29 protein-coding genes and 2 pseudogenes are annotated in these 24747 nt (G+C 68.7%); 15 read left to right on the top strand and 16 right to left on the bottom strand.

What is annotated here, in order from left to right:
• Nucleotides 1-11: 11 nt before the first annotated feature.
• On the bottom strand, nucleotides 12-2618 hold the full coding sequence (gene leuS / locus AC1RUS_RS13125; protein ID WP_492916755.1) for a leucine--tRNA ligase: 2607 nt from the start codon (nucleotides 2616-2618) through the stop codon (nucleotides 12-14).
• Between the two features lie 140 nt (nucleotides 2619-2758).
• The gene (locus tag AC1RUS_RS13120) at nucleotides 2759-3289 is read right to left on the bottom strand and encodes a DUF3576 domain-containing protein (RefSeq protein ID WP_492917116.1); all 531 of its coding nucleotides are present in this window, start codon (nucleotides 3287-3289) and stop codon (nucleotides 2759-2761) included.
• A 249-nt stretch (nucleotides 3290-3538) separates the two neighbouring features.
• Here AC1RUS_RS13120 and AC1RUS_RS13115 point away from each other — a divergent pair, with 249 nt between their 5' ends.
• Nucleotides 3539-3949 carry an NtrZ family periplasmic regulatory protein gene (locus AC1RUS_RS13115; RefSeq protein ID WP_492916753.1) on the top strand — a complete coding sequence of 137 codons (411 nt, stop codon included), beginning with the start codon at nucleotides 3539-3541 and terminating at the stop codon, nucleotides 3947-3949.
• Here the strand turns inward: AC1RUS_RS13115 and AC1RUS_RS13110 are convergent.
• Nucleotides 3946-4557: a thiamine phosphate synthase gene (locus AC1RUS_RS13110; RefSeq protein WP_492916751.1), complete on the bottom strand. Its 612-nt coding sequence runs from the start codon at nucleotides 4555-4557 to the stop codon at nucleotides 3946-3948. The genes AC1RUS_RS13115 and AC1RUS_RS13110 overlap by 4 nt on opposite strands.
• A 12-nt stretch (nucleotides 4558-4569) precedes the next feature.
• On the opposite strand from AC1RUS_RS13110, the gene AC1RUS_RS13105 reads away from it, so the two are divergent.
• Entirely contained in the window at nucleotides 4570-5217 is a 648-nt protein-coding gene (locus tag AC1RUS_RS13105) for a YggS family pyridoxal phosphate-dependent enzyme (RefSeq protein WP_492916749.1), read from the top strand.
• Between the two features lie 111 nt (nucleotides 5218-5328).
• Here the strand turns inward: AC1RUS_RS13105 and AC1RUS_RS13100 are convergent, their stop codons facing one another.
• On the bottom strand, nucleotides 5329-5838 hold the full coding sequence (locus AC1RUS_RS13100; protein ID WP_492916747.1) for a L,D-transpeptidase family protein: 510 nt from the start codon (nucleotides 5836-5838) through the stop codon (nucleotides 5329-5331).
• A 63-nt stretch (nucleotides 5839-5901) separates the two neighbouring features.
• Here AC1RUS_RS13100 and AC1RUS_RS13095 point away from each other — a divergent pair, with 63 nt between their 5' ends.
• Nucleotides 5902-6588: a response regulator transcription factor gene (locus tag AC1RUS_RS13095; protein ID WP_492917114.1), complete on the top strand. Its 687-nt coding sequence runs from the start codon at nucleotides 5902-5904 to the stop codon at nucleotides 6586-6588.
• Nucleotides 6589-6777: 189 nt separating this feature from the next.
• Here AC1RUS_RS13095 and secB read toward each other — a convergent pair whose 3' ends face one another.
• Nucleotides 6778-7272, bottom strand: a complete 495-nt coding sequence (gene secB / locus AC1RUS_RS13090; protein WP_492916745.1) for a protein-export chaperone SecB — start codon at nucleotides 7270-7272, stop codon at nucleotides 6778-6780.
• Between the two features lie 155 nt (nucleotides 7273-7427).
• Here secB and timA point away from each other — a divergent pair, with 155 nt between their 5' ends.
• From timA to AC1RUS_RS13075, 3 genes are read left to right on the top strand one after another with little or no spacing between them, the layout of a single operon-like run.
• Nucleotides 7428-8033, top strand: a complete 606-nt coding sequence (gene timA, locus AC1RUS_RS13085) for a TIM44-related membrane protein TimA (RefSeq protein WP_492917112.1) — start codon at nucleotides 7428-7430, stop codon at nucleotides 8031-8033.
• Nucleotides 8033-9193, top strand: a complete 1161-nt coding sequence (gene mltA, locus AC1RUS_RS13080; protein ID WP_492916743.1) for a murein transglycosylase A — start codon at nucleotides 8033-8035, stop codon at nucleotides 9191-9193. Before timA ends, mltA begins: the two co-directional genes overlap by 1 nt.
• Before the next feature lie 2 nt (nucleotides 9194-9195).
• On the top strand, nucleotides 9196-9756 hold the full coding sequence (locus AC1RUS_RS13075; protein WP_492916741.1) for a Smr/MutS family protein: 561 nt from the start codon (nucleotides 9196-9198) through the stop codon (nucleotides 9754-9756).
• A gap of 41 nt (nucleotides 9757-9797) precedes the next feature.
• Here AC1RUS_RS13075 and AC1RUS_RS13070 read toward each other — a convergent pair whose 3' ends face one another.
• The 6 genes from AC1RUS_RS13070 to AC1RUS_RS13045 are packed head-to-tail and all read right to left on the bottom strand — an operon-like array spanning nucleotide 9798 to nucleotide 13864.
• Complete coding sequence (locus AC1RUS_RS13070) at nucleotides 9798-10121, bottom strand: phosphoribosyl-ATP diphosphatase (protein ID WP_492916739.1); 324 nt, start codon at nucleotides 10119-10121, stop codon at nucleotides 9798-9800.
• The gene (gene hisF / locus AC1RUS_RS13065) at nucleotides 10118-10900 is read right to left on the bottom strand and encodes an imidazole glycerol phosphate synthase subunit HisF (protein ID WP_492916737.1); all 783 of its coding nucleotides are present in this window, start codon (nucleotides 10898-10900) and stop codon (nucleotides 10118-10120) included. The genes AC1RUS_RS13070 and hisF overlap by 4 nt, the downstream gene beginning before the upstream one ends.
• A complete protein-coding gene (hisA, locus tag AC1RUS_RS13060) occupies nucleotides 10900-11634 on the bottom strand; it encodes a 1-(5-phosphoribosyl)-5-[(5-phosphoribosylamino)methylideneamino]imidazole-4-carboxamide isomerase (protein ID WP_492916735.1) in 735 nt (244 codons plus the stop codon). The genes hisF and hisA overlap by 1 nt, the downstream gene beginning before the upstream one ends.
• Entirely contained in the window at nucleotides 11622-12263 is a 642-nt protein-coding gene (hisH, locus tag AC1RUS_RS13055; RefSeq protein WP_492916733.1) for an imidazole glycerol phosphate synthase subunit HisH, read from the bottom strand. Before hisH ends, hisA begins: the two co-directional genes overlap by 13 nt.
• Before the next feature lie 12 nt (nucleotides 12264-12275).
• On the bottom strand, nucleotides 12276-12866 hold the full coding sequence (gene hisB / locus AC1RUS_RS13050) for an imidazoleglycerol-phosphate dehydratase HisB (RefSeq protein WP_492916731.1): 591 nt from the start codon (nucleotides 12864-12866) through the stop codon (nucleotides 12276-12278).
• Between the two features lie 8 nt (nucleotides 12867-12874).
• A complete protein-coding gene (locus AC1RUS_RS13045; RefSeq protein WP_492916729.1) occupies nucleotides 12875-13864 on the bottom strand; it encodes an adenosine kinase in 990 nt (329 codons plus the stop codon).
• 126 nt (nucleotides 13865-13990) lie between these two features.
• Here AC1RUS_RS13045 and AC1RUS_RS13040 point away from each other — a divergent pair, with 126 nt between their 5' ends.
• The 3 genes and pseudogenes from AC1RUS_RS13040 to AC1RUS_RS13030 all read left to right on the top strand — a co-directional run.
• Nucleotides 13991-14869: an ATP-grasp domain-containing protein gene (locus AC1RUS_RS13040; protein WP_492916727.1), complete on the top strand. Its 879-nt coding sequence runs from the start codon at nucleotides 13991-13993 to the stop codon at nucleotides 14867-14869.
• Nucleotides 14870-14917: 48 nt separating this feature from the next.
• Nucleotides 14918-15622 (top strand): glutathione S-transferase N-terminal domain-containing protein, encoded by a 705-nt coding sequence (locus tag AC1RUS_RS13035; RefSeq protein ID WP_492916725.1) that lies wholly within the window; start codon nucleotides 14918-14920, stop codon nucleotides 15620-15622.
• A gap of 13 nt (nucleotides 15623-15635) precedes the next feature.
• Nucleotides 15636-15764 (top strand): annotated as a pseudogene (locus AC1RUS_RS13030) (hypothetical protein); the annotation flags it as partial.
• Here AC1RUS_RS13030 and nth read toward each other — a convergent pair.
• Nucleotides 15761-16468 carry an endonuclease III gene (nth, locus tag AC1RUS_RS13025; protein ID WP_492916723.1) on the bottom strand — a complete coding sequence of 236 codons (708 nt, stop codon included), beginning with the start codon at nucleotides 16466-16468 and terminating at the stop codon, nucleotides 15761-15763. The pseudogene AC1RUS_RS13030 and the gene nth overlap by 4 nt on opposite strands.
• A gap of 52 nt (nucleotides 16469-16520) precedes the next feature.
• On the opposite strand from nth, the gene AC1RUS_RS13020 reads away from it, so the two are divergent.
• From AC1RUS_RS13020 to AC1RUS_RS13010, 3 genes are all read left to right on the top strand, one after another.
• Nucleotides 16521-16997: a DUF2244 domain-containing protein gene (locus AC1RUS_RS13020; RefSeq protein WP_492916721.1), complete on the top strand. Its 477-nt coding sequence runs from the start codon at nucleotides 16521-16523 to the stop codon at nucleotides 16995-16997.
• A gap of 50 nt (nucleotides 16998-17047) precedes the next feature.
• Nucleotides 17048-17917, top strand: a complete 870-nt coding sequence (locus AC1RUS_RS13015; protein WP_492916719.1) for a methylated-DNA--[protein]-cysteine S-methyltransferase — start codon at nucleotides 17048-17050, stop codon at nucleotides 17915-17917.
• A 129-nt stretch (nucleotides 17918-18046) separates the two neighbouring features.
• Nucleotides 18047-18373 (top strand): hypothetical protein, encoded by a 327-nt coding sequence (locus tag AC1RUS_RS13010; protein WP_492916717.1) that lies wholly within the window; start codon nucleotides 18047-18049, stop codon nucleotides 18371-18373.
• Between the two features lie 56 nt (nucleotides 18374-18429).
• Here AC1RUS_RS13010 and hslU read toward each other — a convergent pair whose 3' ends face one another.
• From hslU to hslV, 3 genes and pseudogenes are all read right to left on the bottom strand, one after another.
• The gene (hslU, locus tag AC1RUS_RS13005; protein WP_492916715.1) at nucleotides 18430-19725 is read right to left on the bottom strand and encodes an ATP-dependent protease ATPase subunit HslU; all 1296 of its coding nucleotides are present in this window, start codon (nucleotides 19723-19725) and stop codon (nucleotides 18430-18432) included.
• Between the two features lie 19 nt (nucleotides 19726-19744).
• A complete protein-coding gene (locus AC1RUS_RS13000) occupies nucleotides 19745-20590 on the bottom strand; it encodes a DUF4440 domain-containing protein (protein WP_492916713.1) in 846 nt (281 codons plus the stop codon).
• Between the two features lie 75 nt (nucleotides 20591-20665).
• Nucleotides 20666-21264: pseudogene (gene hslV / locus AC1RUS_RS12995) on the bottom strand (ATP-dependent protease subunit HslV).
• A 5-nt stretch (nucleotides 21265-21269) separates the two neighbouring features.
• Here hslV and AC1RUS_RS12990 point away from each other — a divergent pair.
• Together AC1RUS_RS12990 and AC1RUS_RS12985 are read left to right on the top strand one after the other, a co-directional pair.
• Complete coding sequence (locus AC1RUS_RS12990) at nucleotides 21270-22007, top strand: HesA/MoeB/ThiF family protein (protein ID WP_492916711.1); 738 nt, start codon at nucleotides 21270-21272, stop codon at nucleotides 22005-22007.
• A gap of 63 nt (nucleotides 22008-22070) precedes the next feature.
• Nucleotides 22071-23042 carry an alpha/beta fold hydrolase gene (locus tag AC1RUS_RS12985; protein ID WP_492916709.1) on the top strand — a complete coding sequence of 324 codons (972 nt, stop codon included), beginning with the start codon at nucleotides 22071-22073 and terminating at the stop codon, nucleotides 23040-23042.
• 13 nt (nucleotides 23043-23055) lie between these two features.
• Here the strand turns inward: AC1RUS_RS12985 and AC1RUS_RS12980 are convergent, their stop codons facing one another.
• Nucleotides 23056-24042, bottom strand: coding sequence for a 2-hydroxyacid dehydrogenase (locus AC1RUS_RS12980; RefSeq protein ID WP_492916707.1), 987 nt, complete (start codon nucleotides 24040-24042; stop codon nucleotides 23056-23058).
• Nucleotides 24043-24177: 135 nt separating this feature from the next.
• On the opposite strand from AC1RUS_RS12980, the gene AC1RUS_RS12975 reads away from it, so the two are divergent.
• Nucleotides 24178-24654, top strand: coding sequence for an SH3 domain-containing protein (locus AC1RUS_RS12975; RefSeq protein WP_492917110.1), 477 nt, complete (start codon nucleotides 24178-24180; stop codon nucleotides 24652-24654).
• Nucleotides 24655-24747 lie beyond the last annotated feature (93 nt).

Genomic DNA, 24747 nt, shown 5'->3' with positions numbered 1-24747 from the left:
TGTTGGAGGTCTCAGTTGGCCACGATGTTGACGATACGATCCTTGACCACGATCACCTTGCGGACCGTGACGCCCTCAAGGTGGGCCAGAACGGCGGGATCGGCCAGAGCGATCTTCTCGACCTCGGCCTCGACCGTACCGGCCTTGACCTTGATCTCGCCGCGACGCTTGCCGTTGATTTGGATCGGCAGCACGCGCTCGTCGTCGGCCGCCAGGGCCGGATCGGCCACGGGCCAGGCCGCGTCGACCACCAGACCCTCGCCGCCGATCGACGCCCAGGCCTCTTCGGCCAGGTGGGGCGTGAAGGGCGAGACCAGGCGCGCCAGAATGTTCAGCGCTTCCTTGCGCGCGGCCAGCACGCCTTGCGACGCGCTTCCCCCATCAGACAGGGCGGCCGGAGCCGCCTTCAGGGCGTTCAGGAATTCGTACAGGCGCGCCACGCCGCTGTTGAAGCGGAAGCCCTCGATGCTGTCGGTGACGAAGCGGATCAGCTTGTGGGCCGACTTGCGCAGGGTCACGGCGGCTTCATCCGACGCATCGTGGGCGAAGTCGCCGGCCGGCTGGCTGTCGAACTCGTTCCACAGACGGTGGGTGAAGCGCCAGGAGCCTTCGACCCCGGCGTTGGTCCACTGCACGTCGCGCTCGGGCGGGCTGTCGCTCATCACGAACAGGCGCGCGGCGTCGACGCCATAGGCCTCGAAGATGTCCTCGGGGGCGACGACGTTCTTCTTGGACTTCGACATCTTCTCGATGTCGCCGATGGTGATCGGCTCGCCGGTCGTGGCGTGGGCGGCCGAGCGCGTATTGCCCTCGACCGTGATGCGGATGTCCGACGGCTCGACCCACTCGCCGGCCGCGTTCTTGTAGGCTTCGTGGGTGACCATGCCTTGGGTGAACAGGCCCGCGAAAGGCTCTTCCACCGACAGCAGGCCCTCGTCCTTCAGGGCGCGGGTGATGAAGCGAGCGTACAGCAGGTGCAGGATGGCGTGCTCGACGCCGCCGATATACTGGTCGACCGGCATCCAGTGATCGGCCGAGGCCTTGTCGATGCATTCGTCGGCCGTCGGATTGGCGAAGCGGGCGAAATACCACGAGCTGTCCATGAAGGTGTCCAGCGTGTCGGTCTCGCGCTGGGCCGGGGCCCCGCAGGACGGACACGTGGTGTGCTTCCAGGTCGGGTGACGAACCAGCGGGTTGCCGGGCTTGTCGGCCTCGAAGGTGACGTCCTCGGGCAGCACCACCGGCAGCTGGTCCTCCGGCACCGGAACCGGACCACAGCTTTCGCAGTGGATGATCGGGATCGGGCAGCCCCAATAGCGCTGGCGGCTGACGCCCCAGTCGCGCAGGCGATAGACCGTCGCGCCCTGGCCCTGGTCCTGCGCCTCGATGCGATTGATGGCTTCCGACTTGGCGGCCTCGATGTCCAGGCCGTCCAGGAATTTCGACCTGTAGATCGAGCCGGGGCCGACATAGGCCTCCTTGCCGACGTCGAAGGTGGCCGGATCCTCGCCGGGCGGCAGAACCACCGGCAGCACCGGCAGGTCGTACTTGCGGGCGAAGTCCAGGTCGCGCTGGTCGTGGGCCGGGCAGGCGAAGATCGCGCCCGTGCCGTAGTCCATCAGGATGAAGTTGGCGATCCACACCGGCAGGGTGATGGTCGGGTCCAGCGGGTGGACGACGCGCAGGCCGGTGTCGCGGCCCAGCTTCTCGGCGCCCTCGATATCGGCTTCCGACGTGCCGCCCTTGCGGCATTCGGCGATGAAGGCCTGCAGCTCGGGGTTCTCGACCGCCAGCTGCTCGGCCAGCGGGTGCTCGGGGGCGATGCCCACGAAGCTGGCGCCGAACAGGGTGTCGGGACGGGTGGTGTAGACTTCCAGGCCGGCGGCGTGGCCGTCCGGAGCCTCACCGTCGAACTTGAAGGTGAAGCGCAGGCCCTTGGACCGGCCGATCCAGTTCTCCTGCATGATGCGGACCTTCTCGGGCCAGCGATCCAGGGTCTTCAGGCCGTCGATCAGGGCGTCGGCATAGTCGGTGATGCGCAGGAACCACTGGGTCAGCTTGCGCTTCTCGACCGGCGCGCCCGAGCGCCAGCCCTTGCCGTCGATGACCTGCTCGTTGGCCAGGACGGTCATGTCGACCGGATCCCAGTTGACCGAGGCTTCCTTGCGATAGACCAGGCCGCGATCCAGCAACTTCAGGAACCAGGCCTGCTGCTTGCCGTAATATTCCGGGTCGCAGGTGGCGAACTCGCGCGACCAGTCGATCGACAGGCCCAGGGCCTTCAGCTGCTCGCGCATCGCGGCGATGTTGTCGTAGGTCCAGCCCTTGGGGTGGACGCCCCGCTCCATGGCGGCGTTCTCGGCCGGCATGCCGAACGCGTCCCAGCCCATCGGATGCAGGACGCTGAAGCCCTGGGCGCGCTTGTAGCGGGCCACGACGTCGCCCATGGCGTAGTTGCGCACGTGGCCCATGTGGATGCGGCCCGACGGATACGGGAACATCTCGAGCACGTAGTATTTCGGTCGGCCGTCCGTGATGTCCGCCGTCTTGAAGACGTCGGCTTCCGCCCAGGCGCTGCGCCATTTGGGCTCGGTGTCTTTGGGATTGTAGCGGGCCATGCGAACCGAATGTCTGGATATGCGGAAAGGCGCTCCAAGAGGCGCGTCCGCGGACATATAAGCGGTTTCGCGGCCGAGGCGCGCTGAAAGTGCGGGCGAGAAGGCCTTCGCCGGGGGCGGCGAAGGCCTTTCGGGGCGATTTAGCCCTTGATGTTCGAAAGTCGAAGCTGACGCGCGCGGGTCAGGATCGCGTTCTCGATGTCGGTCGCCGTCTGGTCGGTGGCCGGCGCGTCGGTCCAGCCGCCGGCGGAGTCCTTGACCTGCTTGAAGATGTTGACGTTCAGGCCGTCGGCGCGCAGGCGCGTGTCCAGGATGTAGACGGTCGCCTTGAAGCGCTCGTCCGGCTTTTCCGGGCTGACGTACCAGTCGGTGACGATGACGCCGCCGTACGGGTCGGCCGAGGCCAGGGGCATGAAGGCCAGGGTGTCCAGCGACGCACGCCACAGATAGCCGTTGACGCCGATCGAGCCCTCGCTGGCCGGGGCCTTGTCGCCGCCGCCCAGACCCAGGCGCTTGAACGGCTGGAAGCCGCCCTCTTCCTGAGTGGTGAAAGTCTTGGGTCCCTTGGTGCTGCCGCAGGCGGACACGCCCATAACCGACAGCGCCAGTACGCCAGCGGCGACGCCGCGCAACACCGACCCACGCTCAAACGCCATAGTACCTCGCTCCAATGTCTCGCCGGCGCGATCGCGCACTCTGGCGCGCCCCCGCGGCCGGAGCCGGTCTATAGCATGGCCGCGCCGCCTCAAAACAGGAATCGCGTGACCAGACCGCCACAGGCGCCGTCTGAATCATGCCGATTGCGGTATCATGCGACCAAACGCCGGTTGACCGCGTTCAAGCCAGGCCTTTAATCGCTTTTAAGGGCGCGGGTTCCTATATGGAGTCCGTGGGGTTTTGGGGACAGGTGACGAGTAGCGATGTTCGCGACGCGTTTTTTCACGGCAGGAGCTTGCGCGCTGATCCTCACGGGTTCGGCGACGATCGCCAGCGCCCAGGTCAAGACCCGAGCCCCGACTCCTGACTTCACCGTCAAGAACGACTTCACGGCCACCCCCAAGGGCGTGTTCGCCCCGCAGGATTCCAAGAAGACCCTTCAGTGGGACGCCAAGAAGGGCAAGTGGGGCCTCAAGCTCGACCTCGACCAGCCCGTCGGCCGCGAAATGGAACTGAAGGACGTCGAAGCCGGCGCCTATTTCAAGGTGACCCCGTCGATCCGCGTCGGCGGCGCCGTGGCCCTGGGCGAGACCAACCCGGCCCTGGCCGCCCGCAAGGCCGAACCCGTCGAACCCGCCCCGCGCGTTCGGCTGGAAACCGCCTTCAAGTTCTAAGACGCCAGCGCCTCGACGGCCGCCACGCCGACGATTCCGATATTTTCCAGTGACTTGACAGTATCAGTTCGGATTCCGCCCAGGGCGTAGACCGGCTTGTCCGTCATTTCGAGCAGCGCACGCAGACCGTCGACGCCCAGGGGTGCGCCCGCCGACGGGCTGTTGCTGACAAACACCGGCGAGATCACCAGGGCGTCGATGTCGGGCGTGCTCGCCGCCAGGACGGCGTCTCGGCCGTGGGCCGCCACGGTGATCAGGCCGGTCGGTCGTTTCGTCCGCAGGACCGAGGCCTCGCCCCGCAGCCGCTCGGGCAGGTGCATCCCGTCGGCTCCAATGCTCTCCGCCAGATCCGCATCTGCCCCGGCCAGCAGGATCAAGCCGCGCGCATCGGCGACGGCCCGCAGCTTCAGGCCCTGATCCGTCGCATCTGAGGCCCCGAACGCCCGGAACACCACCCCCGCCCCGCGCGGCAGATGCTCGGCCACGGTCACGGGATCGGCGACCCGCGCCGGATCGGTGAAGAAAAGCAGGGACGGCAGGACGATTCCGCGCGCCGTCCTTGGCGGATACGTCGCGGCCGTCCTAGACAGGGCTTCCAGCTCGTTCAAGCGATCCCCTTCATGTCCGACGCCCTCACTGCCATCCGGTCCCGTATCGCCGCCGCCGAAACGGCGGCCGGCCGCGCGCCGGGATCGGTCGCGCTGGTGGCGGTGTCCAAGACCCAGCCCTGGGACCATATCGCCCCGGTTCTCGCCGCTGACCAGCGGGTGTTCGGCGAAAACCGCGTGCAGGAGGCGATCGAGCGCTGGACGCCGCATCGCGACGGCCTGGAGCTGCATCTGATCGGGCCGCTGCAGACCAACAAGGTTCGCGACGCGGTCGGCTTCTTCGACGTCATCGAGACGGTTGACCGCGAGAAGCTGGCCCGGGCCCTGGCCGCCGAGATCGCCCGCGCCGGCAAGGCGCCGCGCCTCTATGTCCAGGTCAATGTCGGGCAGGAACCGCAGAAGGCCGGCGTCGCGCCGGGCGAGGCCGAGGCCTTCATCGCCCTTTGCCGTGACGACCTGGGCCTGACGATCGACGGCCTAATGTGCATTCCGCCCGCCGAGGACGATCCGGCCCCGCACTTCGCCCTGCTGCGCGCCATCGCCGAGCGCAATGGTGTGGCGAAGCTGTCGATGGGCATGAGCGACGATTTCGAGACCGCGATCGCCCAGGGCGCCACCTCGGTGCGCGTGGGCTCGGCGATCTTTGGGGTGCGGGGCTAGGCGCGGCGTGAACCTCGCCCTTCGACAGGCTCAGGGTGAGGTTCAAATGCAAAGACCGATCCGTAGAAAACCTCATCCTGAGCCTGTCGAAGGACGAGGTTTGCGGACCCGCTAATCCGCCGCGATCCCGATTGCATCCCCCGGGCTGGCCTCCGCCAGCAGCGCCTCGAGATCCGCCCGCGCCAGGGCAACGCAGCCCTCGGTGCCCGGATAGCCGTCGCGCGCCAGGTGCAGAAAGATCGCCGAACCCATCCCCGAGACCGGCGGATCGTCGTTGTGGGCCAGGATCCCGACCAGGTCGTAGACGGGATCGTCGCGCCACATCCGCTCGGCGCTGGCCGGATAAGGCAGCTTGACCGGCCGGTTATAGTTCGGATCGCCCGGCGCGTCGCACCAGCCGTCGTCGGGTTCCAGGGCCTGGATCGGCAGGTCGGTCTTCGGACCCTCAGGATAGACGTCGGGGCGGTACAGCACATGGCGGAGGGTCCAGGTTCCCACTGGGCTCCTGTTGTCGCCCTCGCGCTTGTCGGCGGCGGCGATGACCCCGGCCTTGCCCAGGGCGCAGCGCACGGTGCGTTCCTTCAGCCGGATATGACCGTCCGGACGCGCCAGGAATATCATTGTCGGGTTCTCCACAGTCCCGAGGGTTGTCGCCGAGGGCCGCAGCGGTGCATGTTCCGACCCATGGCGCAACGCAAGACCCTTCTACTCATCGACGACGACGACGACCTGCGCGGCGCGCTGGCCGAACAGCTCGCCCTGCACGAGGAGTTCGCGGTGGCCGAGGCCGCCACGGCGGGCGAGGGCGTGCGCATGGCGCGCGAGATCAAGCCGGACCTGGTCCTGCTCGACGTCGACCTGCCCGACATGGACGGCCGCGAGGCCTGCCGGCTGATGCGCAAGGGCGGGGTGATGGCGCCGGTCATCATGCTGACGGCGGCGGCCAGCGACAGCGACACCATCCTCGGCCTGGAGTCCGGGGCCAACGACTACGTCACCAAGCCCTTCCGCTTCGGCGTGCTGCTGGCCCGCATCCGCGCCCAGCTGCGCAGCTACGAGGCCTCGGAAGACGCGCTGTTCCGCATCGGTCCCTACGAATTCCGCCCCTCGGCCAAGCTGTTGGTCGATGAAAAGCAGAAGAAGGTGCGGCTGACCGAGAAGGAAACCAACATCCTCAAGTACCTCTATCGCGCCGGCTCCAAGCCGGTGTCGCGCGAGGAGCTGCTGACCGAGGTCTGGGGCTACAACGCCGGCGTCACCACCCACACGCTGGAAACCCACGTCTATCGCCTGCGCCAGAAGATCGAGCCCGATCCGGCCGTGGCCAAGATCCTGATCACCGAGATGGGCGGGTACCGGCTGCAGCCGTGATTTGAAAAAGCTGTCATCCCGGGTGCAGCGCAGCGAAGGCCCGGGACCACGGCGCGCGCCTGCGCTTACGGCGGTCCCGGCTCGGCGCGCTTCGCGCTTGGTCGGGATGACAGCTGCTAAGGTCAAAAAGAAAAACCCCGGCCGCATCGCTGCGCCGGGGTTTCTCAACTCAGCGGATCGAAGAAACGCTTAAGCGTTGCCGACGATCTGGCCTTCGGCCTGGGCCTTGCGCGCGGCGTAGACGCCGGCGAAGTCGATCGGGTCGATCAGGAAGGGCGGGAAGCCGCCTTCGCTGGTGACGTCGGCGATCAGGCGGCGGGCGAACGGGAACAGGAAGCGGGGGCACTCGATCAGCAGCACCGGCTCCAGATCGGCTTCGGGCACGCCGCCGATGTGGAACAGGCCGCCATAGACGACCTCGACGTGGAACACGGCCTGGTCCTCGCGGGTGGCGCGGGCCGAAAGCTTCAGGTCCACTTCGAACAGGCCGTCGGTGCGGCCGCGGGCGTTCATTTCCACGCCCATGTCGATGGCCGGCTGGGCCGTGCCCGAGCGCAGGCTGTCGGGCGCATGCGGGCTCTCGAACGAGAAATCACGGACGAATTGGGCGATGATGCGGATGCCCGATTGAGCGGCCGCGTTGTCGTCCTGGGGCCCCTCGGGGGCGGCGGTCGTGTCGGTCATTAGGAATAAATCCGTACTCGGCGTCTAAAAAGGCCGCTAGGAGAGAGCGGCGCTGCTAACACGCGGGCGGCCCTGGCGCAACGCCGGGCGCCTGACGCGGGAGCTCGCCTCGCCTATATAGGCATGGCGACCCGCCAGTCGAAGCAGCCGCGGATATCCAGGTGTTCATTCAGATTCTCGTCCTTGCGGTCATCGCCGCCGTTGTCCTCTACCAACTCTACGCGACGCTGGGCCGTCGCGTGGGCCGCGGACCCGAGGATGTCGTCGCCCCCGCCAAGGCCGGCGCGCCCTCCGTCCCGACCGCCGAACCCCTGGTCGGCGGCCGCCTGGAAGGCGTCGCGGCCCTGCGCGCCCGCCAGCCCGACTTCGACCCCGCCCGCTTCCTGGCCGGCGCGCGCGGCGCCTACGAGATGATCGTCAAGGCGTTCGCCGCCGGCGACCGCGAGACGCTCAAGCCGCTGCTGGCTCCCGACGTCATGGCCAATTTCGAGAGCGCCATCGTCGCCCGCGAGGCCGAGAGCCGTTCGGAAAAGATCGAGATCCTGTCGCCGCCGCGCGTCGACCTGGAGTCGGTGACGGTGGAGGGCGACACCGCCCGCGCCATCGTCCGCATCCTGGCCGAGGTCCGCGCCCGGTCGACCAGCGCCGCCGGCGAAGCCGTCGACGACCGCCGCACCGCCGAGCTCTGGACGTTCGAGCGCAGCCTCAAATCGTCCAATCCCAACTGGACCCTGGTCCACGTCGGCGCCGCGGAGGCCTGATGTCCGCGCGTCTTGGCCTGATCGCCGCTCTGGTCTCCCTGACCCTGGCGGCCTGTACGACCACCGCGCCCCCGCCGCCGATCGCGACCGGACCGGTCGTCCCGCCCATCGGGACGCCGGCAGGCCCGACCACGCCGCCGCCATCCGGTCCCTATCTGAGCTTCGCCTCGCTGCCTGGCTGGCAGGAGGAAGACCACCTGGCCGCCCTCGACGCGTTCCGGGCCGGCTGCGGCGCGGCCCGCGACGCCGAGATGTCCCGGGTCTGCAAGCTGGCCCGCACCGACGGTCCGCGTGAGGAGTGGGGCGCGCGCCTGTTCCTGGAAGCCAATTTCCGGCCCCAGGCCGTCGGCGACCAGGGCCTGCTGACCGCCTATTTCGCCCCCAAGTACGACGCGCGCCTGTCGCGCTCGGCCGAGTTCAGCGCCCCGGTGCGCGGCGTGCCGGCCGATCTGGTGGTGCTGGACCTTGGCCAGTTCGAGCCCAGCTTCGCGGGCAAGAAGGTCACCGGCCGGGTCAAGGACGGCAAGTTCCAGCCCTATCCCGACCGCGCGACCATCGAGGCTTCGACTGCCGACAAGCCCCTGGCCTGGATGCGGCCCGAGGAGCTGTTCTTCCTGCAGATCCAAGGCTCGGGCATTCTGGTGATGCCTGACGGTCGTCGCGTGCGCGCCGCCTTCGCCGGCGGCAACGGCAAGCCCTTCGTCGGCATCGCCACGGCCATGCGCGACCGGGGTCTGCTGCCCGACAACAACACCTCGGGCGACGCGATCCGCGCCTGGCTGGCCGACAATCGCGGCCCCAAGGCCGACGAGATCATGCAGCTGAACCCGCGCTACATCTTCTTTAAGATCACCGAGGACGACGGCAAGGAAGCCGTGGGCGCGGCGGGGATCCCGCTGCCGGCCGGTCGGGCCATCGCCGTCGATCCCAGCCGCCACGCCATGGGCGAGCTCTACTGGCTGGACGCCGCCGCGCCGAAGCTGGCCGGCGCCTTTCCGGCCTATCGCCGCCTGGCGGTGGCGCTGGACGTCGGCGGCGCGATCAAGGGCGAGGTCCGCGCCGATCTCTATACCGGCACCGGCCCGGCGGCCGGGGCCGAGGCGGGCCGGGTCCGTCACGACCTGCGCCTCTACCGCCTGATCCCTGTTCCCAAGTCCTAGTCGTGAAACGTCCGCCGCGCCCGGAAGAGCTGCGCCTGTGGGGCATGGTGGCCGACACGGTGCGCGCCCGGCCGGGCGACAAGCCGCTGAAGCTGCGCGCCAAGGTCAAGCTCAAGCCGGTCAAGGCGCCCAAGGCCGAGAAGGCCCAGCCCACCTACCTGGCCTCGATCGCGCCGCTGCGTATCGACCCCGCCGAGATCAAGCCGGCCGCGCCGCGGGTCTCGAAATCCGCGCCCGAGCACATCGAACCCAATCGCCGTCGCCGCCTGATCAAGGAGCACGACCCGATCGGCGCGCGCCTGGACCTGCACGGCTTCGACCAGGACCAGGCCCGCCCGGCCCTGGAGGCCTTCATCCGCCGCGCCTATGAGGATCGCCACCGCGCCGTGCTGGTGATCACCGGCAAGGGCAAGATCGGCCACGGGGTGCTGAAGAAGCGCACGCCCGAGTGGCTGGCCTCGCCTGCGCTGCGGGAGATGATCGCGGGGGTGTCCCAGGCCGATCAGCGGCATGGGGGCGAGGGGGCCCTGTACGTTGCGTTGAAGCGGCGGGGGGGTAACTGACGTTCGATCCTCCCCCAAAGGGGGAGCATCTACCTCGATGCTTATTGAGGCCTCGAAGCCTTCTCGGCCAGCCCCGAGGTCCCCTCACGCGCCGCCAGCTTCTCCGCCACAGCGTCGAGCGAAACCCCCGAAGCCGCCAGCAACACCAGCCAGTGATACAGCAGATCGGCGCTTTCGGAGGCGACGGCATCAGGCCCCTGGGCCACGGCGGCGATCACCGTCTCGACGGCTTCCTCGCCCAGCTTCTTGGCGGCCAGCTTGGGATCGGCCAGCAGCTTGGCAGTGTAGGACGCCGTCGTATCACCGCCCTTGCGGCTGTCGATCGTGGCGGCCAGGCGCTCGAGGGTATCGAACAGCTTGCTCACGCCGCGCCTCGCACATCGTCCAGGCGAACCGCGATGCCGGCCTCGGCCATGGCCCGCTTGGCCTCGCCGATGCTGATCTCGCCGAAGTGAAAGATCGAGGCGGCCAGCACGGCGGCGGCGTGGCCGTCGCGGGCGGCCTCGACCAGGTGCTCGGTCTTGCCCGCGCCGCCCGAGGCGATCACCGGCACCGAAACCGCGCCGGTCACGGCCTTCAGCAGCGGAATGTCGTAGCCGATCTTGGCGCCGTCGCGGTCCATCGAGGTCAGCAGGATCTCGCCCGCGCCGCGCTCGACGACCTTGGCCGCCCAGTCGACGACATCCAGGCCGGTGTCCTTGCGGCCGCCATAGGTCCAGACGTTCCAGCCCGAACCGTCCTCGCGCAGCTTGGCGTCGATGGCCACCACCACGCACTGCGCCCCGAAGGCGTCGGCGCCGGCGGCGATCAGGTCGGGGTTCTCGACGGCGGCGGTGTTGGTCGAGACCTTGTCTGCCCCCGCCAGCAGCAGCCGGCGCATGTCCGACACCTGGCGCACGCCGCCGCCGACCGAGACCGGCATGAAGCAGACCTCGGCGGTGCGGGAGATGACGTCCAGCAGCAGGCCGCGCTTTTCGCTGGAGGCGGTGATGTCCAGGAACATCAGCTCGTCGGCCCCGGCCGCGTCATACGCTCTTGCTTGCTCCACCGGATCACCGGCGTCGCGCAGGGCCACGAAATTGACGCCCTTGACCACCCGCCCGTCCTTCACGTCGAGGCAGGGAATGATCCGGGTCTTCAGCATCAGGCCGCCGCCACCGTCAGGGCCTCGGCGGGCTTGATGGTGCCGGCATAGAGCGAGCGGCCCAGGATGGCCCCGGCGATCTTGACGCCCTCGCGGGCCTTCAGACGTTCGATGTCGGCCACGGCGGCGACGCCGCCCGAGGCGATCACCGGGATCGACACCGCGTCGGCCAGTTCGCCCACGCCCTCGACATTGACGCCGGTCAGGGCGCCGTCGCGGCTGATGTCGGTGACGATCAGAGCGGCCACACCCACGTCCTCGAAGCGCTTGCCCAGGGTGATGGCGTCGATGTCCGACAGGCCGGTCCAGCCGTCGACGGCGACCTTGCCGTCGCGCACATCGACCGCCACGGCGATCTGCTCGGGCCACAGGCGGGCGGCCTTGCGGACAAGGTCAGGGTCATGGACGGCGATGGTGCCCAGGATCACCCGGGACACGCCCGCCTCGATCCAGGCCTCGACGCCCTCCAACGTGCGGATGCCGCCGCCCAGCTGCACGGGGATCGAGATCGACTCCAGGATCGACTGCACGGCGGCGGTGTTGACCGACTTGCCCTCGATGGCGCCGTTCAGGTCCACCACGTGCAGCCACGAGAAGCCGTCACGCACGAAGCGCTCGGCCTGGTCGGCGGGGCTGTTGTTGAAGACCGTGGCCTTTTCCATGTCGCCGTGCAGCAGCCGCACGCACTGGCCGTCCTTCAGGTCGATGGCGGGATAGAGGATCATGGGCGCCATTCCAGGAAGTTGGCGAGCAGGGATAGCCCTGCGGCTTGAGATTTCTCGGGGTGGAATTGTACGCCCGCCACGTTGTCCTTGACCACCGCCGCCGTGAACGGGCCGCCATGGTCGGTCGTCGCCAGGACGTCGGCCGGATCGGTCGGCGTCAGGGCGAAGGAGTTGGCGTAGTACATGTGGGCGCCGTTTTCGACGCCCGAAAACAGGGGATGGTCGCGTGTCAGCTTGATCGCGTTCCAGCCCATGTGCGGGATGGTCAGGGTCGGATCGCCGGGTTCCAGCTTCTTCACCTGGCCGTGAATCCAGTCCAGGCCCGGGGTGACGCCGAACTCCAGGCCTTCGCTGGCCAGCAGCTGGTGACCCACGCAGATGCCCAGGAAGGGAACGCCGCGACCGCGCACGGCGTCGTTCATGGCCTCGTAGACGCCCGAGGCGTCCAGGCCCGCGCGGCACGAGGCGAACGCGCCCACGCCGGGCAGCACCACCCGGTCGGCGGCGGCCACGAGAGCGGGATCGGCGGTGACAACGATGTCAGCGGCGATCGCCTGGCGACGGGCCGCCTCGCGCAGGGCCTTTTCGGCCGAACGCAGGTTGCCCGACCCGTAATCGATCAGGGCGACGGTCTGCATGAGCTCAGTGTCCTACAGAACGCCCTTGGTGGAGGGGGCCAGGCCGCCGGTCTTGGGGTCGATCTCGACCGCCTCGCGCAGCGCCCGGGCCAGGGCCTTGAACCCGCTCTCGGCGACGTGGTGGGTGTTGTCGCCGTAGAGGGTCTCCAGATGCACGCACGCCCCGACGTTCATCGCGAACGCGTGGTGGAACTCCTTGAAGAGCTCGGTGTCCATCTCGCCGACCTTGGGCCGCTTGAAGTCGACCTTCCAGATCAGATAGGGCCGGTTGGACAGATCGATGGCGCAGCGCGTCAGGGTCTCGTCCATCGGGATATAGGCCGAGCCGAAGCGGCGGATGCCCTTGAAACCGTCCAGCGCCTGCTTGATCGCCAGGCCCAGCACGATGCCGGTGTCCTCGACCGTGTGGTGCATGTCGATGTGCAGGTCGCCCTTGGTCTCGACCTTCAGGTCGAAGCCGCCGTGGCGCGCGAAGCTCTCCAGCATATGGTCGTAGAACCCGATGCCGGTGGAGATCGTCGAGGCGCCGGTCCCGTCGAGATCGATCCAGACCCGGATCTGGGTCTCCTTCGTCTCGCGGACCACTTCAGCGGTGCGGGCCATGCGTGTCCTTAGAGTCCGTTCTTGCCGGCCAGATCGCGCAGGCTGACCTGCGGACGCGGACCGTAATGGTCGATGACCTCGGCGGCGGCCAGGGAGCCCAGCTGGCCGCAGACCGGCAGCGGGCGGCCCTGGGAGAGGCCGTAGAGGAAACCTGCGGCGTATTGGTCGCCCGCGCCCGTCGTGTCCACGACTTTTTCGACGGGGTAGGCCGAGATTTCGTGAACCTGCCCGCCCGACACCACGACCGAGCCCTTTTCGCTGCGGGTGACGGCGGCGATGTCGACCTTGGCGGCCAGGGCCAGGACGGCGGCGTCGAAATCGTCGGTCTCGAACAGGGCGCAGACTTCCGAGGCGTTGGCGAAGACGATGTCGCACTGCGTCTCGACGAAGCCCAGCAGGCCGGCGCGATGGCGCTCGACCACGAAGCTGTCGGAAAGGGTGATGGCGATCTTGCGCGCGGCGCCGTGGGCCAGGGCGGCGGCCTTGGCGAAGGCGCGGCGGGCTTCGGGCGGATCGAACAGATAGCCTTCCAGATAGGAATACTGGGCGGCCTCGATGATGGCGGGATCGACGTCGGCGCTGGTCAGCTCCACGCAGGCGCCCAGATAGGTGCTCATGGTCCGCTGGGCGTCGGCGGTGACGTTGATCAGGCTCTGCGCGGTCGCGGGACCCTCGGCCAGGGGCGGGGTGTTGAACGTCGCGCCGATGGCCCGCATGTCGTGGGTGAAGACGCGGCCCAGTTGGTCGTCGGCGACCTTGCCGATGAAGGCGGCGCGACCGCCGAAGCTGGCGACGCCCGCCACGGTGTTGCCGGCGCTGCCGCCCGAAGCCTCGATGCCCGAGGCCATGACGTCATACAGGCTGGAGGCGCGCGCCACGTCGATCAGGGCCATCGAGCCCTTCACCAGGCCTTCGCGCTCGAGGAAGGCGTCGTCGCACTGGGCGATGACGTCGACGATGGCGTTGCCGATGGCGGCGACGTCGTAGAGAGCGGTCATGGAGATCGACAAGCCTTTGAAAGAGCAGGGCGCGAAAAGCGTTTAAGGGGCGGCAAGTAAAGGAAGCGTGCGGTCAAGGCAACGCGAGGCTTGCTCGCCGAACCGCGACATTCTAACCGCAAGGGCATGACTTCGACGACCGTTGATATCCTGATCCTCGCGCCCGCCGCCGACGAACCGCGCTTCGCCAGCAGCTGGAAGCCCCTGTTCGAACGCCTGGCCGCGCCGTTGCGGGCCGAAGGCCTGACCGTCGCGGCCCAGCCCTGGACCGACGCGATCGATCCCGAACAAGCCCGGCTGGTGCTGCCGCTGATCGCCTGGGGCTACCACCATCGACAGCCCGAGTGGTTCGCCCAGCTGGACGCCTGGGAGGCCGCCGAGGTCCCGGTGCTCAACCCGGTCCCGACCCTGCGCTGGAACACCACCAAGACCTATCTGGTCGAACTGGCGGGCAAGGGCGCGCCAGTGGTCCCGACCCATACCCACGATCGCCTGACTCCGGAACGGGTCGCCGAGGCCTTCAACGCCTTCGGGGTCGACGAGGTGGTGATCAAGCCGCAGGTCTCCGGCGGCTCGCACGAGACGGTGCGGATCAAGCGCCATCCGGGCGAGGCGGTGTCGCTGACCGGCGGCCCGAGCGGGCCGGCCCTGGTGCAGCCCTTTCTGCCCGCGGTGTCGGAAGAGGGGGAGATCTCGCTGTTCTTCTTCGACGGCGTCTTCAGCCACGCCGTGGCCAAGGTGGCGGTCGACGGCGACTTCCGCGTCCAGCCGCAGTTCGGCGGCAAGGTCAGCGAGGTCGCGCCCGAGCCGGAAGCCCTGCATGCGGCCCGGATGGTGCTGGAAGCGGCCGACCTGCCCCTGACCTATGCGCGCATCGACCTGATCCGGGGCCTGGATCACACCCCGCAGCTGATGGAGCTGGAGGTCATCGAGCCCGACCTCTTCCTGGAACACGCCCACGACCATGGCGCGGCGTTCGCGGCGGCGGTGAAGGCCCGGCTCTAGCGGACGACCAGTTCGGACCTATCTAGGCCGTAACCGAGGGAGTTACCGATGTCCGATCTTTCCGCCTTCCCGATCACGACCCGCTGGCCCGCCAAGCACCCCGACCGCCTGCAGCTCTATTCGCTGCCCACGCCCAACGGCGTGAAGGTGTCGATCATGCTGGAGGAGATCGGCCTGCCGTACGAGCCGCACACGATCAACATCGGCGCCAACGAGACCTGGATTCCGGAATATCTGGCCCTCAACCCCAACGGCAAGATCCCGGCGATCATCGATCCCGACGGTCCGGGCGGCAAGCCGGTGGGCCTGTGGGAATCCGGTGCGATCCTGATCTATCTGGCCGAGAAGACCGGCCAGCTGCTGCCCAAGGACCCGATCGCCCGCATCGAGACCATCCAGTGGGTGTTCTTCCAGATGGCCGCCGTCGGCCCGATGTTTGGTCAGGTCGGCTTCTTCCACAAGTTCGCCGGCAAGGACTACGAGGACAAGCGCCCCCGCGACCGCTACGTCGCCGAGAGCAAGCGCCTGCTGGGCGTGCTGGAAGGCCGCCTGGCCGATCGCAAGTTCATCATGGGCGACGACTACACCATCGCCGACATCGCCCTGCTGGGCTGGGTGCGCAACATCAACGGCTTCTACGAGGCCGGCGAGCTGGTGGGCTATGACACGCTCACGCATGTGCCGGCCTGGCTGGAGCGTTGCCTGGCGCGGCCGGCGGTGCAGCGCGGGCTGGAGATCCCGGCTAGGCCGTAGGCGCCAAAAGCCCAAATTAGCTTGTCATCCCGGCCGCAGCGAAGCGGAGAGCCGGGACCCAGGGGCCATCGCAGTGCGCCGGACCCTGGGTCCCGGACAAGCGCTTCGCGCTTTCCGGGATGACAAATATTTATTGAGCTAAGCCCCCAGGAACAGCTCCCGCGACGGACACAGGTCCGCGATCCTGCAGATCTCGCACTTCGGCTTCCTGGCCACGCACACATACCGCCCGTGCAGGATCAGCCAGTGGTGCGCCCGGGTCTGGTAGGTCGGGGGCACGATCCGCATCAGGTCGTCCTCGACCGCGTCGGGCGTTTTGCCAACCGACAGTTTCAGGCGGTGCGAGACGCGGAACACATGGGTGTCGACGGCGATGGCCGGTTCGATGTCCAGCTCGTTGAGCACCACGCTGGCGGTCTTGCGGCCCACGCCGGGCAGATTTTCCAGGTCCTTGCGGTTCAGGGGCACCTGGCCGCCATGCCGGTCCATCAGGATGTGGGCCGAGGCGATGACGTTCTTGGCCTTGGTGCGAAACAGGCCGATCGAGGCGATGTACTTGATCAGGCCGTCCTCGCCGAGCTCCAACATCTTGGCCGGGCTGTCGGCGACCTGGAACAGCGGACCCGTGGCCTTATTGACCTGGACGTCGGTAGCCTGGGCCGACAGGGCCACGGCCGTGACCAGCTCATAGGGGTTGTTGTAGTTTAGCTCGGTCTTGGGATGCAGCTCCAGGCTCTCGAAGCGGGCGAACAGCACCTCGACGCGCTCGCGCTCTGCCGGCGAGATCCGCTTGGCGGACGGGCGTTTCTTGGGTGTTTTCTTGAGCAGGGCCATCGGCCGGACCATGCCGTGATGCGGCCCCCTCGCCAAGGCGGCGTCTGGGGCCTAAATCGGAGACATGGCCGCGCCCCTCTACATGGACGCCGTGATCTCGCCCAACCGGTCGCTGAGCCGGACTGGGCTGCACGTCCTGTTGGGCGTGCTGATCGCCTTCAACCTGATCGTCGCGGTGTTCCTGCTGGTGCTGGGCGCGCCGCCGGTGCTGCCGTTCCTGGGCCTGGACGTCCTGGCTATCTGGCTGGCCCTGCGCGCCAGCTTCCGGGCCGCCGAGCGCAAGGAGCGGGTGCGCGTCACCGCCGAGACCATCACCGTCAGCCGCGAGGACGAGAAGGGCGCCCGGATCGTCTGGACCTCGCCCACGGCCTTCACCGGCGTCGATCTGGACCAGCCCGGCGAGCACGAGGCCCGGGTCCGCCTGCGCATCTATCGCAAGCGCCTGACCCTGGCCCGGGCGCTCAGCCCGCCCGAGCGGGTGGAGTTCGCCGACGCCCTGCGGCGGGCCATCCGCGAAGCCCGCGCCGAGCGCTACGCATGAGCCGCAAGAACCGGGCGGACGCGCCGAAAAGGGAGGGCTAGGCTTTGTCCATGCCTTTCGACGCCCCTATCCCCGAGGAACTCGCCCGGCTGGCCGAACGGTCGACCGATTACCACCGCATGGCCCGCGCCCTGGATTGGCTGGCCGAGCGCTGGCAGGACCACCCGTCGCTGGACGAGGCCGCCCAGGCCGTCGGCCTGTCGCCGTTCCATTTCCAGCGGATCTTCACCCGCTGGGCCGGGGTCAGCCCCAAGTCGTTCGTCTCGGCCATCGCCCACGCCGAAGCCCGTCGCGCGCTGGAGGCGGGGGCCAGCGTGCTGGACGCGTCCTTCGACGCCGGCCTGTCGGGCCCCTCGCGCCTGCATGACCTGTTCATCGCCCAGGAAGCCGCCACGCCGGGCGAGGTGCGTCGGCGCGGGGCGGGCATGAGACTGCGCTGGGGCTGGGCGCCCACGCCGTTCGGACGGGGCCTGTTCGTGATGGCCGACCGTGGTCTTGCGGGCCTGGCCTTCTCGGACGGCGACGACGAGGCGACCTTCGCCGACATGCACCGCCGCTTCCCGGCCGCCGAGTGGTCGCGCGACGACGCCGCGGCCCTGGCCACCGCCGCCCACGCCTTCACCGTCGGCAAGGGGCCGCTGCCGATCGTGCTGATCGGCTCGCCGTTCCACATCCAGGTCTGGAAGGCCCTGCTCAATATCCCGACCGGCGAGACGGCCACCTATGGCCAGGTCGCCCAATGGGCCGGAAACCCCAGGGCCTACCAGGCCACCGGCGGGGCGATCGGGGCCAATCCGATCTCGCTGCTGATCCCCTGCCACCGCGCCATCGCCAAGAGCGGACGCCTGACCGGCTACCACTGGGGGTTGGCGCGGAAAGCCGCGATGCTCGGAATGGAGGCGGTCGCGACGTCAGCCTGACCAGGATCGAGTCAGATTCGCGCGTTGGGCGAACGCTGTCGCCTGAACGGTGTCCTCTTGACGAAAAGCGTGAGTGGGCGAATGCTCCGATTAACGACGATTTCGACCGGGGGGGAAATCATGTTGAGCATGCGGCAACGCATCCGCGACCTTGTGGCGCCGATCATCAAGATCAGCGGAAAGGTCCTTCACCGCAGTCCGAACCTGACGCCGGAATGCCAGGCTTTGCTGCGTGAAATGGCGATTTCGCCGCCCAAGCCTTCGCAGTGGAACGAGTTGCTGGCCTTCCGCGACCGCCGCTTCCGCGAAGCCTTCCGCGGCGATCTGGTCACGCCGGGCCAGTCGCGCGAGGAGACCTGGACGCTGTCGGAGAGCGGCTTCGCCAGCCTCTATGTCAGCAACGAACCTCCGGAAATCCTGTCGCTGGACCAGCAGAGCCGCCGCCGCGCCTCCTAACCTGTGCGACATGCCGTCGCACCCCCGGACGCGGGGGCCGACGGCCCGGACGATCCCTACAGAATGAACCGGCTGAGATCGGCGTTGGCCGCCAGGGCGCCGACGCGCGCCTGCACATAGGCCGCGTCGATCGTCACGGTCTCGCCTGAGCGATCGGCGGCCGAGAAGCTGATCTCCTCGACCACCTTCTCCAGGATCGTCTGCAGCCGGCGGGCGCCGATGTTCTCGACCGAGCCGTTCACGGCCACGGCCGCGTCGGCCAGGGCGTCGACGGCGTCGTCGGTGAACACCAGGGTCACGCCCTCGGTCAGCATCAGCGCCTGGTGCTGGCGGATCAGGTTGGCCTCCGGCTCGGTCAGGATCCGGCGCAGGTCGTCGCGGGTCAGGCCCTTCAGCTCCACGCGGATCGGCAGGCGGCCTTGCAGCTCGGGCAGCAGGTCGCTGGGCTTGGCCACGTGGAAGGCGCCTGAGGCGATGAACAGGATGTGGTCGGTCTTCACCGGCCCGTGCTTGGTCGACACCGTCGTGCCCTCGATCAGCGGCAGCAGGTCGCGCTGCACGCCCTCGCGGGACACGTCGGCCCCGCCGCGCTGGGACGAGGAGGCGACCTTGTCGATTTCGTCGAGGAAGACGATGCCGTGGTTCTCGGCCAGCTCGACGGCCTCCTGGGTCAGCGCCTCCTGGTCCAGCAGCTTGTCGCTTTCCTCGGCGATCAGCGGGGCGTGGGCGCCGGCGACGGTGGTCTTGTGGGTCTTGGTGCGACCCCCGCCGAAATTCTTCATCATCTCCGACAAGTTCAGCACCGAAGCGCCGGGCTGGCCGGGGATTTCGAACATGCCGCCGCCGCCCGTGTCGGCCAACTGCAGCTCGATCTCCTTGTCGTCCAGCTCGCCGGCCCGCAGCTTCTTGCGGAAGCTTTCGCGGGCGGCGGTCGAGCCGGGGCCGGTCAGGGCGTCGAGGATGCGCTCCTCGGCGGCGGCCTCGGCCTTGGCGCGCACGCTGGCCCGGCGCTTGTCACGAACCATGGCCAGGGCGCTTTCCACCAGGTCGCGGACGATCTGGTCGACGTCGCGGCCGACATAGCCGACCTCGGTGAACTTGGTGGCTTCCACCTTCAGGAACGGGGCCTGGGCCAGCTTGGCCAGGCGCCGGGCGATCTCGGTCTTGCCCACGCCCGTGGGGCCGATCAGCAGGATGTTCTTGGGCGTGACCTCGTCGCGCAGGTCGGCGGGCACGCGCCGACGGCGCCAGCGGTTGCGCAGGGCCACGGCGACGGCCTTCTTGGCCTCGGTATGGCCGACGATGAAGCGGTCGAGCTCGGAAACGATTTCGCGGGGAGAAAACTCGGTCATGCGGTCGAGATAGGGGCTCTCAAGGCCTGGCGGGAGGGGCCGGCACGATTTCGGCGAAGACCAGCGCCCAGCCCTGGGCGCGTTTCTGCCAGATCCGGGCGTAGTGGCCCCGGCGGTCCTGGCCGTCGCGGGTCCAGCGGGCGTCGCCATAGGTCCAGACCAGATCGCCCGATCCCGCAGCCTCGGCGCCCAGCGGCGAGAACGTGAAGGTCGCGGGCCAACCGCCCAGGGTCGCAGGAAAATCCGCCTCGCCCTTGGCGGGCGGCAACGGGGCGACGTAGAGCCGGCCGTCGGCCTCCAGGCGGGCCAGGTGCGCGGCCTTCTGGTCCTTGGCCGCCTCGAGCGCCAGGGCGGCCTCGATCGCCGCCACCTCGGCCTTGGCCGCTTCGGAAGAGGCCGCGCCAGCGGTCGAGACGGGCAGGGAGACCACCGCCCCGTCGGGTCCCGCCTCGGCCTTAGGATCAGCCGCCGCGCCGCCGTCGAAGATCCACTTCCAGCCGCCGTCGGCCTGGCGCTTCCAGACGGTGAAATAGTGACCCTTGCGTGCGCCGTCGAAGGCGTAAGGCCCTGTCGTGAAACCGAAATTCCCGTCGCGCGAGACGCCGGCGAACAGGGGCCACCATTCCAGCTTGGGTCCGGGCGGTCCGTCGGGCTGGGCCGACAGCGACTGGTGGGCGTTGACCGGATCGGGCTGGAACACCAGCGCGTCGGCGGCCGAATGCTTCAGGAACGAGCTCTTGATCCCCATCGCCGCGCCGTCGACCGCAAAGGCGCGCTCGGCGGCCACCACCTGATCGGTGGGCGCGGAACGGGCCAAGGCCGGACCGGCCAGGCTCAAGGCCGCCGCCACGATGAAGATGCGCATGATCGATAGCTCCCGCCCGTTTGGCGGCAAGCTAAGCCCGGTAGGGCCGGTCTGACCCGTGAATTCGCGGTAAGGCTAGACCGTCTCCACGGTCAGGTTGCCATTGGTGTAGACGCAGATCTCGGCGGCGATGCCCATCGCCTTGCGGGCGATCTCCTCGGCCGAAAGATCCTGGTCGATCAAGGCCTTGCCGGCGGCCAGCGCATAGTTTCCGCCCGAGCCGATGGCCGCCACCGAACCGCCGCCCGCGCTTTCGCCCGGCTCCAGCACATCGCCCACGCCGGTGACCGTGTAGATCGCCGTGGCGTCGGCGACCAGCAACATGGCCTCCAGCTTGCGCAGGTAGCGGTCGGTGCGCCAGTCCTTGGCCAGGTCCACGCAGGCCCGGGCCAGCTGGTCGGGATACTGCTCCAGCTTGGCTTCCAGCCGCTCGATCAGGGTGAAGGCGTCGGCCGTGGCCCCGGCGAAACCGGCGATCACCTTGCCGCCGGCCAGGCGGCGCACCTTGCGGGCGTTGCCCTTGACGACGGTTGGGCCCATGGAGACCTGTCCGTCGCCGGCGATCACGGTCTGCCCGTTCTTGCGCACCGCCAAGATCGTGGTGCCATGCCAGTCGGGGAAGGAATTGCTGTTTTGCATGTCTCGCATGTGGCGAGGCTGACTGCGGAGATCAAGCGCGATGAGCTTTTCGGACGGCGAGGTCGAACGCTATGCCCGCCATCTGGTGCTGCGCGAGATCGGCGGGCCGGGACAGCAGAAGCTGAAGGCGGCCCGCGTCCTGCTGGTCGGCATGGGCGGGCTGGGCGCGCCGGCCGCGCTGTACCTGGCCGCCGCGGGGGTGGGAACCCTGGGCCTGGCCGACGCCGATGCGGTGTCGCTGTCCAATCTGCAGCGCCAGGTGCTGTATCAGACGCCGGACGTCGGCCGGCCCAAGGTCGAGGTGGCCGCCGAGCGCCTGATCGCGATCAATCCCAATGTGGTGGTCGAGGCCCATCCGGTATGGCTGGACGCCGACAACGCCGGCGACCTGGTCTCGCAGTATGACCTGATCCTGGACGGCACAGACGACTTCGCCACCCGCTTCGCCGCCAGCGACGCCTGCGTGGTCCACTGCAAGACCCTGGTCAGCGGGGCTCTGGGTCGCTGGACCGGCCAGGTCGGGGTGTTCCACGGCCGGCCCTGCTATCGCTGCCTCGTGCCCGAGACCCCGCCGGACGCCGAGACCTGCGCCCTGGTCGGCGTCGTGGGGGCCCTGGCCGGCGTGATCGGGTCGATGATGGCCCTGGAAACGGTCAAGACGATCACCGGCGCGGGTCAGCCCCTGGCGGGCCGGCTGCTGATCTACGACGCCTTGGAGGCCGAGACCCGGACGGTGAGGATCGGTCCCGATCCGGCCTGTCCCGCTTGCGGCGGTTGACGACCCGCGCCTTCGGGCGCTCTCTATCCCCAACAATATAAGGGTTTCTCGGGGGAGAGCCGCATGAAGACGCTGGTCCGCAGTCTGCTGATCGCCTTGGCCCTGATCGCGGCGCTGACCGCCGTCGGCTGGCTGGCCCTGCAGCGCAAGGACATCCCCTTCGACACGCTCGAGGCCAAGTACGACAGTCCGGCCTCGCGCTGGATGGACCTTCCCGGCGGCCTGCGCGTGCACTACCGCGACGAGGGGCGCCGCGAAGGGCCCACCCTGGTTCTGGTCCACGGCTATGCGGCCTCGCTGCACGCCTGGGAGCCCTGGGTCCGGGCGCTGAAGGACGACTACCGGGTCATCAGCCTGGACCTGCCGGGCCACGGTCTGACCCGGGCGGACCAGGGCTATGCGGCCGGCCGCCAGGGCTATGAGGCGATCGTCGACCAGCTCACCCGCCGCCTGGGCGCCGAGCGATTCACCGTGGTCGGCAATTCGATGGGCGGCGGCGTGGCCTGGGGCTATGCGGTCGACCATCCGGACCGCGTCGAGGGCCTGGTGCTGGTCGATTCCGCCGGCTGGGCGCCCAGCGGTCAGAACGACGCCCTGATCTTCACCATCCTGAAGACGCCTTGGGGCCGGGCGCTGCTGCGCGACATCGACGTCCGCCCGCTGATCCGCCAGGGCCTGCGCTCGGCCTATCTGGACCCGAAGCTGGCCAACGAGGTGCTGGTCGACCGCTATGTCGAACTGGCCCGCGCGCCCGGCCACCGCGACATCCTGCTGGCCCTCCAGGCCGGCCCCCATCGCCGGGCGAGCCCGGAGCTGCTGTCGCGGATCAAGGCGCCGACGCTGGTCATGTTCGGCCAGGAAGACAGGCTGATCCCCGCCAGCGACGGCCAGCGGTTCGCTTCGGCCATACCGGGCTCGACCCTGATCCTCTATCCCGAGGTCGGCCACGTGCCGATGGAACAGATCCCCGACCGCTCGGCCCGGGACCTGAAGGGATGGCTGACGGCCAAGGTCTATCCGACGGCGGCGCCCTGAGCGTCGCGAACCCCTACAGCATCGACGGGATGACGCGATCCGGCGGACGGTGGCCGTCCATGAAGGTCTTCACGTTGACGATGACCTTCTCGCCCATGTCGACGCGGCCCTCGACCGTGGCCGAGCCCATGTGAGGCAGCAGCACGACATTGGGCAGCTTCAGGAGCTTGGGATTGATCGCCGGCTCGTGCTCATAGACGTCGAGACCCGCGCCCGCGAGCTCGCCGCGCGCCAGCATGTTGGCCAGGGCGCCTTCGTCGATCACCTCGCCGCGCGCGGTGTTGACCAGGATGCTGTGCGGCCGCAGCAGCTTCAGCCGGCGGGCCGACAGCAGGTGATAGGTGGCCGGTGTGTGCGGGCAGTTGACCGAGATGAAGTCCATCCGGGCCAGCATCTGGTCCAGGCTTTCCCAGTAGGTGCAGCCCAGCTCCTCGGCGATGCGCGGGCTGACGGGCTTGCGGTTGTGATAGTGCACCTGCATGCCGAACGCCTTGGCGCGGCGGGCCACGGCCTGGCCGATGCGGCCCATGCCGATGATGCCCAGGCGCTTGCCCCACAGGCGACGGCCCAGCATCCAGGTCGGCGACCAGCCCTGGAAGCCGCCGGCCTTGACCACCTCGGCGCCCTCGACCACGCGGCGCGAGGCGGCCATGATCAGGGTCATGGTCAGGTCGGCGGTGTCCTCGGTCAGGACGCCCGGGGTGTTGGTGACGATGATGCCGCGCGCATTGGCGGTGGCGACGTCGATATTGTCCACGCCGGCGCCAAAATTGGCGATCAGCTTGAGCCGATCGCCGGATCGCGACAGAAGGCGCGAGTCGATCCGATCGGTGATCGTCGGCACGAGCACGTCGGCGCGGCTCATGGCGTCAACCAGTTCATCCGCCGTCAAGGGTTTGTCGGTGACGTTGAGTTCTGTGTCGAACAGCTCGCACATCCGCGTCTCCACCGGATCGGGGAGTTTGCGGGTGACGACGACTTTGAGCTTGCGGGCTGCCATGGGCGGTTTGAAAAGCTCTCTCTGACGGGCGTTCAAAAGCTGTAGCAAAGGGGCCCGGTGGGGCCAAGCAACATGCCGTCGATTTGCAAACAACGTTCGCCAGGTGGTCTGGCCCTGGCCGGAGCGGCCGCCCTGATGCTGATCGGCATGGCCTCCAGCGCCGGCGCCGCCGATCCGCCGCGCCTGACCCCGTCGGGTCTGGACGTGCCGCGCTACGTGTCGCTGAAATACGAGACCGTCAACGCCCGCAACGGCCCCGACGAAGACCATCGCCTGCTGTGGGTCTACAAGGCCAAGGGCCTGCCGGTGCAGGTGGTGGCCGAAACCCGCGAATGGCGGCGGGTCTGCGATCCGGAAGGCGGCCTGGCCTGGGTGCACAAGCGCACCACCGACGGCCGGCGCACCGCCATGCGCGTGCAGCCCACGCCCCTGGCCCTGCTGGCCAGCCCCAAGGACGGCGCCAAGATCAACGCCTGGCTGCGCGGCCGCTCGACCGCCAATCTCGACAAGTGCGACAAGGGCTGGTGCCGGCTGAAGGCCGAGGGCTCGCATGGCTGGGCGCGCGAAAGCGAGATCTGGGGCGCCGCGCCCCAGGTGCAGTGCAAGCACTGACAGGCAATTGGCGCCCTCGCGGAGCGCCTGTCGTTCACAAGCGTTACCGAAAGTAACATTGAGGCGCGACCCGACGTCGTGCTAGGGCCTGCA

Source organism: Caulobacter sp. GW821-FHT10F06 (assembly GCF_058809215.1).
The sequence above is the reverse complement of the archived record's forward strand: the minus strand, read 5'-3'. Positions and strand labels throughout refer to the sequence as shown.